Origin of the sequence: Limimaricola cinnabarinus (assembly GCF_002723615.1) — a bacterium.
In the GTDB taxonomy this organism is placed as follows: Bacteria; Pseudomonadota; Alphaproteobacteria; order Rhodobacterales; family Rhodobacteraceae; genus Limimaricola; species Limimaricola cinnabarinus_B.
The window spans coordinates 200,954-217,672 of record NZ_KZ304951.1 but is presented as its reverse complement, the minus strand read 5'-3'; the positions used below and the strand labels follow the sequence as shown (position 1 = coordinate 217,672).

The window sequence follows — 16,719 nt, the reverse complement described above, 5'->3', positions numbered from 1 at the left end:
GACATGACCGACACCCCCGAGACCGGCACGCCGACCAGCGCCGACATCCAGCTGATCCAGCGCATCCTGCCGCATCGCTACCCGTTCCTGCTCGTCGACCGCGTGGTCGACATCGACGGCACCACCAGTGCGACGGGCATCAAGAACGTCACGATGAACGAGCCGCATTTCCAGGGGCATTTCCCCGGCAACCCGATCATGCCCGGCGTCACCATCATCGAGGCGATGGCGCAGACCGCCGCCGTCATGGTCGGCACGACGATGAACCTCGTGGACGGCAACATGCTGATCTACTTCATGGGCATCGACGCGACCAAGTTCCGCCGCAAGGTCGTCCCCGGCGACCAGCTTTTGATGAAGGTCGAGACCACGCGCGGCAAGCCGGGCGGCAAGGTCTGGAAGTTCAAGGGCGTGGCCACCGTCGATGGCGAGATGGCCGCCGAGGCCGAGTTCACCGCGATGATGGACCTGCAGGGCTGATGAGCGAGATCCACCCATCGGCGGTGATCGAGGAGGGCGCGCGGATCGGCGAAGGCTGCCGCATCGGCCCCTTCTGCCATGTCGGCGCGCAGGTGGTGCTGCAAGACGGCGTGGAGCTGAAGAGCCATGTCGTCGTCACCGGCGATACCGAGATCGGCGCGCAGAGCGTGGTCTTCTCCTTTTCGGTGATCGGCGAGATCCCGCAGGATCTGAAGTTCGACGGCGAGCGCACGCGGCTCAGGATCGGCGCGCGCAACCGCATCCGCGAACACGTGACGATCAACACCGGCACGCAGGGCGGCGGCGGCGAGACGCGGGTGGGTGATGATTGCCTGCTGATGGCGGGCTGCCACGTGGCGCATGACGTGCAGGTCGGCGACCGGGTGATCCTCGTCAACCATGCCAGCGTCGCGGGCCATTGCGTGATCGGCGACGACGTGATCGTCGGCGGGCTCTGCGGCATCCACCAGTTCGTGCGCATCGGCCGCGGCGCGATCATCGGCGCGGTGACCATGGTGACCAACGACGTCATCCCCTTCGGCCTCGTGCAGGGCCCGCGCGGGCGGCTCGACGGGCTGAACCTCGTCGGGCTGAAGCGGCGCGGCACCGGGCGCGAAGAGATCTCGGCGCTGCGCGCCGCCTTCCGCACCCTCAAGGAGGGCGAGGGCACGTTCCACGAGCGCGCCGAGGGGCTCAAGGCGACCCAGAGCGACCTCGTGCGCGAGCTGTCGGAGTTCGTCTCCGCCCAGAGCGACCGCCAGTTCCTGACGCCGCAGGGCTGAGACGATGCTGGCGCTTCTCGCCGGGACCGGCGCGCTGCCCGCCGCCATCCTCGCGCATCGGCCCGAGGCGCTGGTCTGCGAAATGGCGGGCGTGCCGGTCGAGGCCCCCGAAGGCTGCGCGCGGATCGGCTACCGGATCGAGACGCTGGGCACGCTCCTGTCCGATCTGCGCGCGCGCGGCATCACCGAGATCTGCCTTGCCGGCGCGATGGCCCGCCCCGAGATCGACCCCGCCGCCATCGACGCCGCCACCGCGCCGCTGGTGCCGCGCCTTGCGGCGGCCATGGGGCAGGGCGACGATGCGACGCTGCGCGCCGTCATGATGCTGCTCGAAGAGCAGGGCTTCGCCCTGCGCGCCGCCCACGAGATCGCGCCCGAGCTGTTGCCCGAGGCCGGGCCGCTCGGCGCGACCGCATTCCCCGACAGGCTGGAGCCCGACGCGATCCGCGCCGCCGCGGTGCATCGCCATCTGGCCGCCGCCGATATCGGCCAGGCCTGCGTCACGCGCGGCGGGCTCTGCATCGCCGTCGAGGCGCTGCCGGGCACCGACTGGATGCTGGAAAGCCTCGCGGGCGGCGAGGCCAGGGGCGGCCTTCTCTACAAGGCACCCAAGCCCGGTCAGGACCGCCGCGCCGATCTTCCGGTGATCGGGCCGCACACGGTCGAGGGCGCGGCGCGGGCCGGTCTTTCGGCCATCGTGATCGAGGCGGGCGGCGTGATGCTGCTCGACCGCGCCGCCACCATCGCCGCCGCCGACCGGCACAACATCGCGCTGGTGGTCCGGCCATGAAGGTCTTCGTGATCGCGGGCGAGCCTTCGGGTGACCGGCTTGGCCGGGCGGTGATGGCGGGGCTGAAGAGTCTCGACCCCGGCGTAAGCTTCGATGGCATCGGCGGCCCGCTCATGACCGGTGAAGGGCTCGTGAGCCGCTTTCCGATGGAGGAGCTGTCGGTCATGGGCATCGCCGAGGTGCTGCCCCGCTACCGGCATCTCATGCGTCGGCTCGACGAGACGGCGCGCGCCGTGATCGAAACGAAGCCCGACATCCTGCTGACCATCGACAGCCCCGATTTCTGCCTGCGCGTGGCGCGGCGGGTGAAGGCGGCGGGCGCACCGGTGCGCTGCGTGCATTACGTGGCCCCCAGCGTCTGGGCCTGGCGTCCGGGGCGCGCGGCCAGAATGGCGCGCAGCATCGACCAGGTGCTGGCGCTTCTGCCCTTCGAGCCGCCCTACATGGAAGCCGCCGGGATGGAATGCGATTTCGTCGGCCACCCCGTCGTCACCGATCCGCAGGCGAGCGAAAAGGAGGCCCGCGCGTTCCGCGACCGCCACGGCATCGGCGATGCGCCCCTCCTCCTCGCGCTGCCCGGCTCGCGCCGGGGCGAGGTGCAGCGCCTGTCGGAGACCTTCGGCGGCGCGCTGGCCCGGGTGCAGGCGGCGCTGCCGCAGGCGCGCGTCGTGCTGCCCTGTGCCGCGCCTGTGGTCGATCTGGTCCGCGCCGAGACGCGGCACTGGACGGTCGCGCCGCTGCTGATCGACCCGGCGGAGGACCCTGACGGCGCCGAGAAGCGCGCCGCTTTCCGCGCCGCCGACGTGGCGCTCGCCGCTTCGGGCACCGTCTCGCTCGAACTGGCGGCGGCGGAGACGCCGATGGTGATCGCCTATGACATGGGCTGGATCTCGCGGCAGATCATCGGGCGGATGCTGCTCACCGACACGGTGACGCTGGTGAACCTCGTGAGCGAAACCCGCAGCGTGCCCGAGTTCATCGGCAAGCGGTGCCAGCCCGAGGCGATCGGGCGGGGGCTGTTGCGGGTGCTGGAGCGTCCCGAGGCCCAGCGCGCGGCGCTGCGCGAGACGATGATGCGGCTCGGGGCCGAAGGCGAGGCCCCGGGGCTGCGCGCCGCCCGCGCGATCCTGAGCCGCGCGGGCTAGAACCGGTTTCTTCGAAGAAACCGGCAGAACTCTTCGAAGGGTTCCGGTCCCGGCGTCAGTGCCCCTTCCAGATCCAGCCGCCGCCCAGCACCCGGGTGCCTTCGGTTTCGTAGAACACGCAGGCCTGACCGGGCGAGACGCCCTGCTCGGGTGACAGAAGCTCGACCTCGGCCTTGGTCGCGTTGATCGGGCGGATCACCGCCGGGGCGGGCGGGCGCGTCGAGCGCACGCGCACCAGCACCTCGCGCTCGGCCTGATCGGCAAAGCCGCCCTCGCCGAGCCAGTTGATCTCCCTGAGCGGCACGCGGCGCGTGGCCAGCATCTCCTTGGGGCCGACCACGACGCGGCGCGCGTCGACGTCGAGCTTGACCACGTAGAGCGGCTCGTCGAGCCCGCCGATGCCAAGGCCGCGCCGCTGGCCTACCGTGTAATGGATCAGCCCGCGATGCGCGCCCAGCACGCGCCCATCGGCATGGACGATCTCGCCCGGCTCGGCCGCGCCGGGGCGCAGCTTCTCGATCACGGCGGCGTAGTTGCCGTTGGGCACGAAGCAGATGTCCTGGCTGTCGGGCTTGTCGGCGACCGACAGGCCGTAACGCGCGGCCAGCGCCCGCGTCTCGTCCTTCGAGGCCAGCCCGCCCAGCGGAAAGCGCAGGTAGTCGAGCTGCTCCTGCGTGGTCGAGAACAGGAAATAGCTCTGGTCGCGGTTGGCGTCGGCGGCCGAATGCAGCTCGGCGCGCGTCGGCCCCATCTCGCGGCGGATGTAGTGGCCGGTCGCCATGCAGTCGGCGTCGAGATCCTTCGCGGTGGCCAGCAGGTCCTTGAACTTCACCCGCTCGTTGCAGCGGATGCAGGGCACCGGTGTCGCGCCCGCGAGGTAGCTGTCGGCGAACTCGTCGATCACCGCCTCGCGGAAGGTGTTCTCGTAATCGAGCACGTAATGCGGAAAGCCCATGCTCTCGGCCACGCGGCGCGCGTCGTGGATGTCGCGGCCCGCGCAGCAGGCACCCTTCTTGGCCAGCGCGGCGCCGTGGTCGTAGAGCTGCAGCGTCACGCCGACCACGTCGTAGCCCTCTTCCTTGAGCTGGGCGGCCACGACCGAGCTGTCCACGCCCCCCGACATCGCGACGACGACGCGGGTTTCGGAGGCGGGCTTGGCGAAGCCCAGCGAGTTGAGAGCGGTGTCGAGCGGCATGGGACGATCCTTGGCGCGGGAGGGAGGAGGGCGCGCGGGGCGGGTGATCGCGCCGCAATATATGAAAATGGCACCCATTCTCAACCCCCCGGCTTCACCGCTCCTTAGCCTCGGTCGGTCAGGTTCGGTCCGGGGCGAATGGAGGGTGAGATGTATCTGAAGAAAATCGAGGGGCCGCGGGCGGTGACGCTGCCCGACGGCCGCGTCATGACGCGTGCCGATCTGCCCGCGCCCGAGACCGGGCGCTGGGTCGCCTCGCGCAAGGCGCGGCTGTTGCTGGCCATCGCCTCGGGGTTGATCTCCCGCGACTATGCGATCGAGACCTACGATCTTTCCGAGGAGGAGCTGCAAAGCTGGGAACGCCTTGCTGCGCGCCATGGCGCGGCGGGGCTGCAGGCGAGGTCTATACAAAAGTATAGACAGCTGGAAGGCGAGCTGCCAAAGTTGCCTTAGGGTAACACGGAATTAACCGTCTGGTGGCTAAGTACCGGTAGCGGCGAACCCGATCACGGAGGGATAGGAATGCGTGTCTTGCTTGTCGAGGACGACCCGACCACGTCCAAGAGCATCGAACTGATGCTGACCCATGCCAATCTGAACGTCTATGCAACGGATATGGGCGAGGAGGGGATCGATCTGGCCAAGCTCTACGACTATGACCTGATCCTGCTCGACCTGAACCTGCCGGACATGAACGGGCATGAGGTGCTGCGCCAGCTGCGGCTGAACCGGATCGACACGCCGATCCTGATCCTCTCGGGGGATGATGGCACCGAAAGCAAGCTCAAGGGCTTCGGCTTCGGCGCCGACGACTACCTGACCAAGCCGTTCCACCGCGACGAGCTGGTGGCGCGCATCCATGCGATCATCCGCCGCTCCAAGGGCCATGCGCAATCGGTGATCACCACCGGGGAGGTCTCGGTCAATCTCGATGCCAAGACGGTCGAGGCGGGCGGGCAGACGGTGCATCTGACCGGCAAGGAATACCAGATGCTGGAGCTTCTGAGCCTGCGCAAGGGAACGACGCTGACCAAGGAGATGTTTCTCAACCATCTCTATGGCGGCATGGACGAGCCGGAGCTGAAGATCATCGACGTGTTCATCTGCAAGCTGCGCAAGAAGCTCGCCCAAGCCACCGGGGGAGAGCACTACATCGAGACGGTCTGGGGGCGCGGCTACGTGCTGCGCGACCCGGAGCCGGTGCCGCACAGCTCGCCCATCGCCATCGGTGCCTGAGCCGCTCCGGCATCTGGACGCTTCCCCGCCGGGCTTCTAAGTTCGCCGCGCGGGCGGAGCGTCCCGCGATGACGAGCGGGAGACGGCTTTGACGGCGGAGATGGACCTGGCGGCGATCGAGGTCGCGGCACTCAGCGAGGCGCAGGCGCGCGAGGAGATCGAGCGCCTCGCCGCCGAGATCGGCGCGGCCAACACCGCCTATCACGCCAAGGACGCGCCCGAGATCAGCGACGCCGCCTATGACGCGCTGCGCCGCCGCAATGCCGAGATCGAAGCGCGGTTTCCGCATCTCAAGCGCGCCGACAGCCCCTCCGAGCAGGTGGGCGCCGCGCCCGCCGAAGGCTTCGGCAAGGTGCCGCATAGGGTGCGGATGCTGTCTTTGGGCAATGCCTTCACCGACGAGGAGGTGACCGAGTTCGCCATGCGGGTCCGCCGGTTTCTCGGGCTGGAGGAGGATGCGCCGCTCGATTTCACCGCCGAGCCCAAGATCGACGGGTTGTCGCTCTCGCTGCGCTACGAGAAGGGCCAGCTCGTGCGCGCGGCCACGCGCGGCGACGGCGCGGTGGGCGAGGACGTGACCGCCAATGCCCGCACCATCGACGATATCCCCGAGACGCTCGACGGCGCGCCCGAGGTGCTGGAGGTGCGCGGCGAGGTCTATATGAGCCACGCCGATTTCGCCGCGCTCAACGCTCGCCATGCCGAGCGCGGCTCCAAGACATTCGCCAATCCGCGCAACGCCGCCGCCGGGTCGCTGCGCCAGCTCGACCCGGAGATCACGCGGATGAGGCCGCTGCGCTTCTTCGCCTATGCCTGGGGCGAGCTGTCGGCACCGCTGGCCACCCATCAATACGACGCCATCGCCCGGCTGCGGGAGCTGGGCTTTTGCACCAACCCGCTGACCCGGCGTTGCGCTACGCCGCAGGCGATACTCGATGCCTACCGCGAGATCGAAGCGAGGCGCGCCGATCTGGGCTATGACATCGACGGCGTGGTCTACAAGGTCGATGACCTGTCCTTCCAGCGCCGGCTCGGCATGCGCTCGACCACGCCGCGCTGGGCGCTGGCGCACAAGTTTCCCGCCGAGCTGGCCTGGACTACGCTGGAAAAGATCGAGATCCAGGTGGGCCGCACCGGCGCGCTCTCTCCCGTGGCGCGGCTGAAGCCGGTGACGGTGGGCGGCGTCGTCGTCTCCAACGCCACGCTGCACAATGAGGACTATATCCGGGGCCGCGATTCCAAGGGGATGGAGATCCGCGAGGGGCGCGACATCCGCGAGGGCGACCGGGTGCAGGTCTACCGCGCGGGCGACGTGATCCCCAAGATCGCCGATGTCGATACGGGACGGCGTCCGAAGGACAGCGTTCCCTATGTGTTCCCCGACCATTGCCCCGAATGCGGCTCCGCCGCCCCGCGCGAGGAGGGCGACGCCATCCGTCGTTGCAGCGGCGGGCTGATCTGCCCGGCGCAGGCGGTCGAGAAGCTGCGTCACCTCGTGGGTCGCGCCGCCTTCGACATCGACGGGCTGGGCGCCAAGCAGGTCGAGCAGTTCTACCGCGATGGCTGGATCAGGGAGCCCGCCGACATCTTCACCCTGCGCGCGCGCTACGGGGAGGGGATGCAGCAGCTCAAGAACCGCGAGGGCTGGGGCGAGAAATCGGCCGCCGCCCTGTTCGACGCCATCGACACCGCCCGGCGCGTGCCGCTGGGGCGCATGCTCTTCGGTCTTGGCATCGCGCATGTGGGCGAGGTGGCGGCGCAGGTGCTGGCACGGCATTTCGGCACGTGGGAGGCGCTGATCGCCGCCGTGGATGCCGCGGCACGAGAGCCCGCGGCGCAGGCCGAGGATGACAAGACCCGCAAGAAGGCGCTGGGCGAAAGCCCGCACTGGGCCGAGATCACCGGCATCGACGGCATCGGCTTCACCGTCGCGGTGAGCCTCGTCACCGCGATGAGCCAGGAGCGCGAGCGGGGCTCCATCGACCGGCTCGTGGCCCAGCTCGACATCCAGCCCGCCGAGCAGCCCAGGAGCGAGGGAAGCCCGGTGGCGGGCAAGACGGTGGTCTTCACCGGCACGCTGGAGCGGATGACCCGCGCCGAGGCCAAGGCCCGCGCCGAGCAGCTCGGTGCCAAGGTGGCGGGCTCGGTCTCGGGCAAGACCGACCTGCTCGTCGCCGGGCCCGGTGCGGGCTCCAAGGCGGCCAAGGCCGAAAGCCTGGGCGTCGAAGTGCTCGATGAGGACGGCTGGCTCGCGCTGATCGGCGACGCATGAGCGTGAAGGGACGCCCCGAGATCCTGTTCCCGCTGTTCGGGGAGATCCAGAAGCTCAAGGGGATCGGGCCGAAGACCGTGCCCGCCTTCGAGGCGGCGGGTCTGGCCCGGCCGCGCGACGTGCTGCTCACCCTGCCGCAATCGGGCATCGACCGCGCCCGCAAGCGCTCCATCCGCGACGTGGTGCCGCCCGCGGTGGTGACGGTCGAGGTGGAGGTGGTGCGACACCAGCCCGCGCCCGCCAAGGGCAAGCCCTGGCGCGTCACGGTCGAGGATGCCGAGACGGCGTTCCAGCTCGTCTTCTTCCATGCGCGCGGCGATTATGTCCCGAGGCTCCTGCCCATGGGCGAGCGGCGCATCGTTTCGGGCAAGGTGGAGCTGTTCGACGGGCTGGCGCAGATGGTGCATCCCGACCATGTGCTGCCGATCGAGAAGGAGGGCGAGATCCTCGCCTTCGAGCCGGTCTATCCGCTGTCGAACGGCATCACCCAAAGGCAGATGACCGGCGCCGCCCGCTCCGCGCTGGGCCTCGCGCCCGATCTCGACGAATGGATCGATCCGGGGCTCAAACAGCGCGAGGGATGGCCAAGCTGGCAGGAGGCGCTGAGGCTGGCGCATGGGCCGCAGGGCTTCGACGACCTTTCGCCCACCCATCCGGCGCGGCTGCGGCTGGCCTATGACGAGCTTTTCGCGCATCAGATCACCCTCGCGCTCGCCCGTGCCACCGCGCGCCGTAGCCCCGGACGACCGAGCCTCGGGGACAGGCGGCATCGCAGCCGCGTTCTCGCCGCGTTGCCCTATGCGCCCACCGGGGCGCAGGCCCGCGCGGTGGACGAGATCGCCCGTGACATGGGGGGCAAGGCCCGGATGAACCGGCTGCTGCAGGGCGATGTCGGTTCGGGCAAGACGCTGGTGGCGCTGATGGCGCTTCTCGTGGCCGTGGAGGCAGGCGGGCAGGGGGTGATGATGGCCCCGACCGAGATCCTCGCGCGTCAGCATCTCGAAGGGCTGCAGCCTTTGGCCGAAAGCGCGGGCGTGGTGATCGAGCTGCTCACGGGACGCGACAAGGGGGGCGAGAGACGCCGCAAGCTCGAAGCCTTGGCCGAAGGGCGCATCCAGATCCTCGTCGGCACCCATGCGGTGTTCCAGAAGGACGTGGTGTTTCGCGACCTGCGGCTTGCCGTGATCGACGAGCAGCACCGCTTCGGCGTCGCGCAGCGGATGGAGCTTGGCGCCAAGGGGCGCGGCGTCGATGTGCTGGTGATGACCGCCACGCCGATTCCGCGCAGCCTCGCGCTCACGCAATATGGCGACATGGATGTGAGCGTGCTCGACGAAAAGCCGCCCGGACGCACGCCCGTCACCACCGCGCTCGTCTCCACCGAACGGCTGGGCGAGGTGGTCGAGAAGCTGCGCGCCGCCGTGGCCGAGGGGCGGCAGGCCTATTGGGTCTGCCCCCTGGTCGAGGAGAGCGAGGTCTCCGACATGACCGCCGCCGAGGAGCGGTTCAAGCGGCTTCGCGCGAGCTTGGGCGAGGATGCGGTGGGTCTCGTGCATGGGCAGCTGCCGCCCGCCGAGAAGGACGCCGCCATGGCGCGCTTTGTCGCCGGCGAGACCAAGGTGCTCGTCGCCACCACCGTCATCGAGGTGGGCGTCAACGTGCCCGCCGCCTCGATCATGGTGATCGAGCGGGCCGAGAATTTCGGGCTGGCGCAGCTGCACCAGTTGCGGGGCCGTGTCGGGCGGGGCAGCGCCAAATCCACCTGCCTGCTGATGTACCAGCCGCCCCTGGGCGAGACCGCGCGGCGGAGGCTGGAGATCATGCGCGAGACCGAGGACGGCTTTCGCATCTCTGAAGAGGATCTGTCGATGCGCGGCGCGGGCGACGTGATCGGCACCGCGCAATCCGGGCTGCCGCGCTTTCGCATTGCCGATCTCGAACGCCATGCCGGGCTGATGGCGCTGGCGCAGAGCGATGCGCGCACGCTGCTGACCATCGACCCGGCATTGGAGGGAGAACGCGGGCGGTCCGCGCGTGTTCTCCTCTGGCTGATGGAGCAGGATCGGGCGATCCGGCTCATCTCGGTCGGCTAGGAATTTCTGCTTTTGCATCAAGGCGCTGGGCGTATGGGAACAAAGTGTTCTCATAAAGTTCTTTACAGGGCGCGCCTCATATGGGAACAAACAGGCAACGGAAGCATGGTGAGAGGAGACGCGGCATGGCACAGGAACTCAAACTGGTCGTGAACCGCTCTCGCGACACGCTTGTTGCCGACGCGCTGGGCGCGGCGTCTCTCATGGTTCTGTTGTTCGTCGGATTGTGGCTGCCCGGCCTGATCTGATCTGCCCGGATCTTCTTCCGATCGCCGCTGCCCGGTCCCGCGGGTCATCGCGGTGGATTGCCCGTCCATCGCCCGGAGCCATGCTCCGCCGGTCGATCGGAGCCCCGGAAGATCCCGCCTGCGCCGCCGCCATCCCCTGCCGGGATGCGCGGCGGTTTTTTTTCAGATGTCAGCCAGCGGCGCTGCGCTGCGCCTCGGCCTCCTCGACCGCTTGCGTCACCGCCTCGATCGCCAGCAGGATCGAGGCGTGGCGGTTGCGATATTCGCGCGCGGGCCGAAGCACCTCGAAGCCCTCGAACGGCGCTTCGGGCACGGGGCCGTCCTGCGCCAGCATGGCGCGCAGCTGATCGCGGGCCTGCACCAGTTCTTCATGATCGCGCCCGATCACCGCACCGCCGACGATCGCCGCCGCCGCCTGTCCCAGGGCGCAGGCCTTCACATCCTGCCCATACCCGGTGACCCGGCCCTCATCGAGCGTCACGTCCACCGTCACGGTCGAGCCGCAAAGCGGCGCGCGGCGGCGCACGGTGGCATCGGGGGCCGCGAGCCGCTCGGTCAGCGGCATCTCCGTCGTCAGCGCGAGGATGCGCTGCGAATAGAGCTTGATCAGGTCGGTTTCGCCGCTGGCGCGCTCGGTCATGTTTGCCTCTTCGATATCGCCCCTCTAGATAGGCGCGACGCCCCGGGATGCAAAAGGTTTGTGCCGATGTTCGACCCAAAGACGCTTCGCTATGACGCCAATGGCCTCATCCCCGCCATCGCGCAGGAGGCCGCGACCGGCGAGGTGCTGATGATGGCCTGGATGAACGCGGCCTCGATCGAGAAGACGCTGGCTTCGGGCCGCGTCACCTACTGGTCGCGCTCGCGGCAGGAATTCTGGGAAAAGGGCGCGACCTCGGGCAACCAGCAGGTGCTGGTCGAGATGCGCCTCGATTGCGACCGCGACTGTCTGCTGCTTCAGGTCGAGCAATCGGGCCCCGCCTGCCACACCGGGCGGCGCAGCTGCTTTTATACGGCGGTGCGGGAGGGCGATGAGGTCGAACTGACCGAGCCGATGGGGTAAGGGGCGGCTACCGCCCGGCCCCGAGCCCGACCATGCGCCGGATCTCGGCGGGACTGGCACCCTCGTCGCGGTAAAGCCCGATGGCGCGCGCGTCGTCGCGCTTGGCGAGGCGGCGGCCCGTCTCGTCGCGGATCAGCCGGTGGTGGTGATAATCGGGCACGGGCAACCGCATCAGCCGCTGCAACAGAACATGCAGCGGCGTCGCCTCGGCCAGATCGCGGCCGCGCACCACCTCGGTGACGTTCTGATGCGCATCGTCGATCACCACGGCGAGGTGGTAGGAGGTGCCCATCTCGCGCCGCGCCAGCACCGGATCGCCGATGGTCTCGATCAGCGCCTCGGGTGCCACCTCGCGCGGACCGGGCTCTTCGCCCGTCTCGATCCAGCGCAGCGGACCGTCGATCCGCTCCACCGCGCGGGCAAGGTCGAGGCGAAGCGGCGTATCTTCGGGCATCGGCCCGGCGCGGTCGCCGGTCCGGCAGGTTCCGGGATAGATCATCCCGTCCGGCCCGAAGCGCGGGCCGCCCTCCTGCGGCGCGCTGGCCGCTTCGAGAATGTCGCGCCGGTTGCAGCCGCAGGGATAAAGCAGCCCCTCGGCCCAGAGCCGTTCCAGCGCCGCGCGATAGGCGGGCAGGCGCTCGGACTGGCGCAGCACCGGCGCGGGCCAGTCGAGCCCGAGCCAGCGCAGATCGTCATATATCCGCTGTTCCCATTCGGGCTTCGACCGCTGCCTGTCGATATCCTCGATCCGCAGCAGGAAGGCCCCGTCTTCGGCCCGCGCCGCCGCGGTCAGCGCGGAAAACGCATGGCCGAGATGCAGCGGCCCGGTGGGCGACGGGGCGAAGCGGGTGACGCGCATTCAGCCGCGCTTGACCGCGCTTTGATGGATGATGAGCCAGGCCAGCAGGATGAAGATCGGATGGCCAAGGCCGCCGGAGATGAGGATCGCCGGAAACCAGATCACCAGCACGACCATGCCGAGGATGATGCGGCCCGTCATCATGATGGCGACGGGCGGCAGAAGAAGCGCGAGAATGTAGAGCATGTGAAATCCGTTCCGCTTGGGGTTGCCCCCGAGATGTGGTCCCGGGGGCCGCAGGGCAAGGGCTCAGGCGATCACCGCCTCCTGCGCGTCGAGCCAGCCCTGCCAATCGGCCTTGGCGCGGTCGGTATAGCCCTTGTAGCGGTCCTTGCGGCCACGCCGCCCGCCGCGCATGCCTTCGAGCGGCGGGAACAGCCCGAAATTGACGTTCATCGGCTGGAAGGTCTTGGCCTCGGCCCCGCCGGTGATGTGGGTGACGAGCGCGCCCATGGCGGTGGTCTGCGGCACGGCCGGGACATGGCCGCCCATGATCTCGGCCACGGCGAGGCGACCGGCCAGAAGCCCCATCGCCGCGCTTTCGACATATCCTTCGACACCGGTGATCTGCCCGGCGAAGCGGATGTTGGGCCGGGCCTTGAGCCGCATCTCGCCGTCAAGCAGCGTCGGGCTGTTGAGGAAGGTGTTGCGATGAATGCCGCCGAGCCGCGCGAAGCGGGCTTCCTCAAGCCCGGGAATCATACGGAAAACATTGGTTTGCGCGCCGTACTTCATCTTGGTCTGAAAGCCGACGATGTTGTAGAGCGTGCCGAGCTTGTTGTCACGGCGCAGCTGCACCACGGCATAGGGCTTGTTTTCGGGGTCATGCGGGTTGGTCAGGCCCACCGGCTTCATCGGCCCGTGGCGCAGTGTCTCGCGCCCGCGCTCGGCCATCACCTCGATCGGCAGGCAGCCATCGAAATAGCCCGCCGTCTCGCCCTCGTGGAACTCGGCCTTGTCGGAAGCCAAGAGCGCGTCGATGAAGGCCTCGTGCTGCTCCTTGGTCATCGGGCAGTTGATATAGGCGGTGCGCTCCTCTTCCGTCTCGCCCTTGTCATAGCGCGATTGCAGCCACGCCTTCGACATGTCGATGCTCTCGGCATAGACGATGGGGGCGATGGCGTCGAAGAAGGCAAGCGCGCCGGTGCCGGTCACGGCCGCGATCGCCTCGGCCAGGGAGGGCGAGGTCAGCGGGCCGGTGGCAAAGATCCAGTGGCCCGTCTCGGGCAACTCGGCGATCTCCTCGTAGCTCACGGTGACGTTCGGATGCGCCTTGAGCTGCGCCGTGACATCGGCGGCGAAGGGATCGCGGTCGACCGCGAGCGCACCGCCGGCGGGCAGGCGGTGCCTGTCGGCGGTCTGCATGATGAGACCGTTCGCTGCGCGCATTTCCCAATGAAGAAGGCCCACGGCATTCTGCTCGTCATCATCCGAGCGGAACGAGTTGGAGCAGACCATCTCGGCGAGGTCGCCGGTGCGATGCGCGAAGGTTTCGACCTTGGGGCGCATCTCGTGCAGGATCACGGGGATGCCGGCATTCGCGGCCTGCCATGCGGCTTCGGAGCCGGCCATGCCGCCGCCGACGATATGAAGGGGTTCTGTCATGGCGCCCAGATAGGCGCAGCGGCGGGCAAAGAAAAGCCCCGTCCGGTGGTCCGGACGGGGCATCGTCTCATTCCGCGTCGCCCTCGGGGGCTTCGGGCGTGTCGGGCGCGGCCGCCTCGACCGCGTCGCCCTGATCGGCGATCCGCGCCACCGAGACGACCTCTTCGCCGCGCCCGGTGTTGAACACCTTCACGCCGCCCGCCGAACGCGAGCGGAAGGAGATGCCGTCGACCGGCACCCGGATCGACTGCCCGGCGGAGGTGACCAGCATGATCTGGTCGCCGGTCTCGACCGGGAAGGCCGAGACGATCGGGCCGCCGCGCATCGCCTTGTCGGTCGCGCCCACGCCCATGCCGCCGCGCCCGCGCACGGGATAGTCGTGGCTCGACGAAAGCTTGCCGGTGCCGCGCGCGGAGATCGTCAGGATCAGCGTCTCGGAGGCCGACATCTCGGCATAGCGCTCGGGGCTGAGCGCGCCCGCCGCGACATTGTCCTCGTCCTCTTCCGTCTCGGCATCATCGGGAAGGCCCGCCATGGCGCGGCGCATCTTGAGATAGGCAGCGCGCTCGGAGGCCTCGGCCTCGAAATGCGGGATCACGGCCATGGAGACGACGTGATCGTCGCCCGCAAGGCGGATGCCGCGCACGCCGGTCGAGGAGCGGCCCTGGAATACCCGCACATCGGTGGTGCGGAAGCGGATCGCGCGGCCCGAATCCGTGACCAGCATCACGTCGTCATCCTCGGATGCGATCCGCGCATTCACGAGGCTCACGCCCTCGGGCAGCTTCATCGCGATCTTGCCGTTGCGCATGACGTTGGTGAAGTCCGACAGCGCGTTGCGCCGCACGTCGCCCGCGGAGGTGGCAAAGACGATCTGCAGGTCGGACCATTCCTCCTCGGGCCGGTCCACCGGCATGATCGCCGCGATCGAGACGCCCGTGGGGATGGGCAGGATGTTGACGATCGCCTTGCCGCGCGCGGTGCGGCTGCCGAGCGGAAGCCGCCAGCATTTCAGCTTGTAGACCATGCCTTCGGTGGTGAAGAACAGCATCTGGTCATGCGTGTTCGCCACGAAGAGCGAGGTGACGACGTCGTCCTCCTTGGTCTGCATGGAGCCCAGCCCCTTGCCGCCGCGCCGCTGGGAGCGGAATTCGGCCAAGGGCGTGCGCTTGATGTAGCCGCCCTGGGTCACGGTGACGACCATGTCCTCGCGCTCGATGAGGTCCTCGTCCTCCATGTCGCCGGCCCAGTCGACGATCTCGGTGCGGCGCGGCACGGCGAAGAGATCGCGCACCTCGCGCAGTTCCTCGCGGATGATCGTCAGGATGCGCTCGCGCGAGGACAGGATGTCGAGATAGTCGCGGATCTTCGCGGCCAGCTCCTGCAGCTCGTCGGTGACCTCCTGCACGCCGATCTGGGTCAGTCGCTGCAGGCGCAGCTCGAGGATGGCGCGGGCCTGCGCCTCGGACAGGTTGTAGGTGCCGTCCTCGTTCACCGGATGCAGCGGATCGTCGATCAGCTTGATGTATTCGATGATCTCATGCGCGGGCCAGTTGCGGGTCATCAGCTTCTCGCGCGCGTCGGCCGCGTCGGCCGAGGCGCGGATCGTCGCCACCACCTCGTCGACATTGGAGACGGCGACGGCGAGGCCGCACAGGATGTGGCTGCGCTCGCGCGCCTTCCTGAGAAGGAACGCCGTGCGCCGGGCGATCGCGTCCTCGCGGAAATCGAGAAAGGCGGTGAGAAAGCCGCGCAGGCTCAGCGTCTCGGGGCGGCCGCCATTGAGCGCCAGCATGTTGCAGCCGAACGAGGTCTGCATCGGCGTGAAGCGGAACAGCTGGTTCAGGACGACATCGGGGGTCGCGTCGCGCCGGAGTTCGACCACGACGCGCACGCCGTTGCGGTCGCTCTCGTCCTGCACATGGGCGATGCCCTCGATCCGCTTGTCGCGCGCGGCCTCGGCGATCCGGTCGATCATCGCCGCCTTGTTGACCTGATAGGGGATCTCGTCGACGACGATGGCGTAGCGATCCTTGCGCAGCTCCTCCACATGGGTCTTGGCGCGGATGATCACCGAGCCGCGGCCTTCGAGATAGGCCTTGCGCGCGCCCGAGCGGCCGAGCATCAGCCCGCCGGTCGGAAAATCGGGGCCGGGGACGTATTCCATCAGCCCTTCGGAGGAGAGATCCGGGTCGTCGATCAGCGCGAGGCAGGCGTCGATGACCTCGCCCAAGTTGTGCGGCGGGATGTTGGTCGCCATGCCGACGGCGATGCCGCCCGCGCCGTTGACCAGCATGTTGGGAAAGCGCGCGGGCAGGACGGTGGGCTCGCGGTCCTTGCCGTCGTAATTGTCCTGGAAATCGACCGTGTCCTTGTCGATATCCGCCAGGAGGAACGCCGCCGGGCGGTCCATGCGGACCTCGGTGTAGCGCATGGCCGCGGCGTTGTCGCCATCCATGGAGCCGAAATTGCCCTGACCGTCCAGCAGCGGCAGCGACATCGAGAAGTCCTGCGCCATGCGGACCAGCGCGTCATAGATCGCGCTGTCGCCATGCGGGTGATACTTGCCCATCACGTCGCCCACGGGGCGGGCCGATTTGCGGTAAGGCTTGTCGTGGCTGTTGCCGGTTTCGTGCATGGCATAGAGGATGCGCCGGTGCACGGGCTTGAGCCCGTCGCGCAGATCGGGGATCGCGCGGCTGACGATCACGCTCATCGCGTAATCGAGATAGGAGGTCTTCATCTCCTCGACGATGGAGACCGTGGGGCCGGTCGGCACGGGGCGCTCGGGCGTGGAATCGTCGGTCTCGGGTGTGTCGGGAATGTCGCTCACGGGGGGAAGCCTGCTGTCTTGTGACTGCTATATCTTGTGAGCCAAACCTATAGCACCCGCGCCATATGGGGCGCAACAGAGGATGCCCCGCGCCGCTGGCAGCCAGCGGGCGGGTCGG

At 68.7% G+C, this 16,719-nt stretch carries 16 protein-coding genes; 10 read left to right on the top strand and 6 right to left on the bottom strand.

Annotation, left to right across the window (positions count from 1 at the left end; genetic code table 11):
- Window positions 1-3 precede the first annotated feature (3 nt).
- From fabZ to lpxB, 4 genes are read left to right on the top strand one after another with little or no spacing between them, the layout of a single operon-like run.
- Window positions 4-480 (top strand): 3-hydroxyacyl-ACP dehydratase FabZ, encoded by a 477-nt coding sequence (gene fabZ, locus CJ301_RS01035; RefSeq protein ID WP_099273332.1) that lies wholly within the window; start codon window positions 4-6, stop codon window positions 478-480.
- Window positions 480-1,262: an acyl-ACP--UDP-N-acetylglucosamine O-acyltransferase gene (gene lpxA / locus CJ301_RS01030; RefSeq protein ID WP_099273330.1), complete on the top strand. Its 783-nt coding sequence runs from the start codon at window positions 480-482 to the stop codon at window positions 1,260-1,262. Before fabZ ends, lpxA begins: the two co-directional genes overlap by 1 nt.
- Before the next feature lie 4 nt (window positions 1,263-1,266).
- Entirely contained in the window at window positions 1,267-2,052 is a 786-nt protein-coding gene (locus tag CJ301_RS01025) for an LpxI family protein (RefSeq protein WP_099273328.1), read from the top strand.
- Window positions 2,049-3,197, top strand: a complete 1,149-nt coding sequence (gene lpxB, locus CJ301_RS01020; RefSeq protein WP_099273326.1) for a lipid-A-disaccharide synthase — start codon at window positions 2,049-2,051, stop codon at window positions 3,195-3,197. Before CJ301_RS01025 ends, lpxB begins: the two co-directional genes overlap by 4 nt.
- 55 nt (window positions 3,198-3,252) lie before the next feature.
- Here the strand turns inward: lpxB and mnmA are convergent, their stop codons facing one another.
- Window positions 3,253-4,392: a tRNA 2-thiouridine(34) synthase MnmA gene (gene mnmA / locus CJ301_RS01015; RefSeq protein ID WP_099273324.1), complete on the bottom strand. Its 1,140-nt coding sequence runs from the start codon at window positions 4,390-4,392 to the stop codon at window positions 3,253-3,255.
- Between the two features lie 150 nt (window positions 4,393-4,542).
- On the opposite strand from mnmA, the gene sciP reads away from it, so the two are divergent.
- The 5 genes from sciP (at window position 4,543) to CJ301_RS19230 (ending at window position 10,241) form a co-directional block, all read left to right on the top strand.
- Window positions 4,543-4,845 (top strand): CtrA inhibitor SciP, encoded by a 303-nt coding sequence (gene sciP / locus CJ301_RS01010; RefSeq protein WP_099273322.1) that lies wholly within the window; start codon window positions 4,543-4,545, stop codon window positions 4,843-4,845.
- A 69-nt stretch (window positions 4,846-4,914) separates the two neighbouring features.
- A complete protein-coding gene (gene ctrA / locus CJ301_RS01005) occupies window positions 4,915-5,628 on the top strand; it encodes a response regulator transcription factor CtrA (RefSeq protein WP_099273320.1) in 714 nt (237 codons plus the stop codon).
- A 100-nt stretch (window positions 5,629-5,728) separates the two neighbouring features.
- Window positions 5,729-7,900, top strand: coding sequence for an NAD-dependent DNA ligase LigA (gene ligA, locus CJ301_RS01000; protein WP_099274133.1), 2,172 nt, complete (start codon window positions 5,729-5,731; stop codon window positions 7,898-7,900).
- Between the two features lie 2 nt (window positions 7,901-7,902).
- The gene (recG, locus tag CJ301_RS00995) at window positions 7,903-9,993 is read left to right on the top strand and encodes an ATP-dependent DNA helicase RecG (RefSeq protein ID WP_173812310.1); all 2,091 of its coding nucleotides are present in this window, start codon (window positions 7,903-7,905) and stop codon (window positions 9,991-9,993) included.
- 125 nt (window positions 9,994-10,118) lie between these two features.
- Window positions 10,119-10,241, top strand: coding sequence for a hypothetical protein (locus CJ301_RS19230; RefSeq protein WP_256500140.1), 123 nt, complete (start codon window positions 10,119-10,121; stop codon window positions 10,239-10,241).
- Between the two features lie 169 nt (window positions 10,242-10,410).
- Here the strand turns inward: CJ301_RS19230 and CJ301_RS00990 are convergent, their stop codons facing one another.
- Entirely contained in the window at window positions 10,411-10,881 is a 471-nt protein-coding gene (locus CJ301_RS00990) for an iron-sulfur cluster assembly scaffold protein (RefSeq protein ID WP_099273316.1), read from the bottom strand.
- Window positions 10,882-10,947: 66 nt separating this feature from the next.
- Between CJ301_RS00990 and hisI the strand changes: the two genes are divergently transcribed.
- Window positions 10,948-11,304, top strand: a complete 357-nt coding sequence (gene hisI / locus CJ301_RS00985; protein WP_099273315.1) for a phosphoribosyl-AMP cyclohydrolase — start codon at window positions 10,948-10,950, stop codon at window positions 11,302-11,304.
- A gap of 7 nt (window positions 11,305-11,311) precedes the next feature.
- On the opposite strand, the gene gluQRS is transcribed toward hisI, so the two are convergent.
- The 4 genes from gluQRS to gyrA form a co-directional block, all read right to left on the bottom strand.
- Window positions 11,312-12,163 (bottom strand): tRNA glutamyl-Q(34) synthetase GluQRS, encoded by an 852-nt coding sequence (gluQRS, locus tag CJ301_RS00980; protein ID WP_099273313.1) that lies wholly within the window; start codon window positions 12,161-12,163, stop codon window positions 11,312-11,314.
- Window positions 12,164-12,349, bottom strand: a complete 186-nt coding sequence (locus tag CJ301_RS00975) for a hypothetical protein (protein ID WP_099273311.1) — start codon at window positions 12,347-12,349, stop codon at window positions 12,164-12,166.
- Window positions 12,350-12,412: 63 nt separating this feature from the next.
- Window positions 12,413-13,768 (bottom strand): methylenetetrahydrofolate--tRNA-(uracil(54)-C(5))-methyltransferase (FADH(2)-oxidizing) TrmFO, encoded by a 1,356-nt coding sequence (gene trmFO / locus CJ301_RS00970; RefSeq protein WP_099274131.1) that lies wholly within the window; start codon window positions 13,766-13,768, stop codon window positions 12,413-12,415.
- Between the two features lie 67 nt (window positions 13,769-13,835).
- Window positions 13,836-16,601 (bottom strand): DNA gyrase subunit A, encoded by a 2,766-nt coding sequence (gene gyrA, locus CJ301_RS00965; RefSeq protein WP_099273309.1) that lies wholly within the window; start codon window positions 16,599-16,601, stop codon window positions 13,836-13,838.
- Window positions 16,602-16,719: the final 118 nt, after the last annotated feature.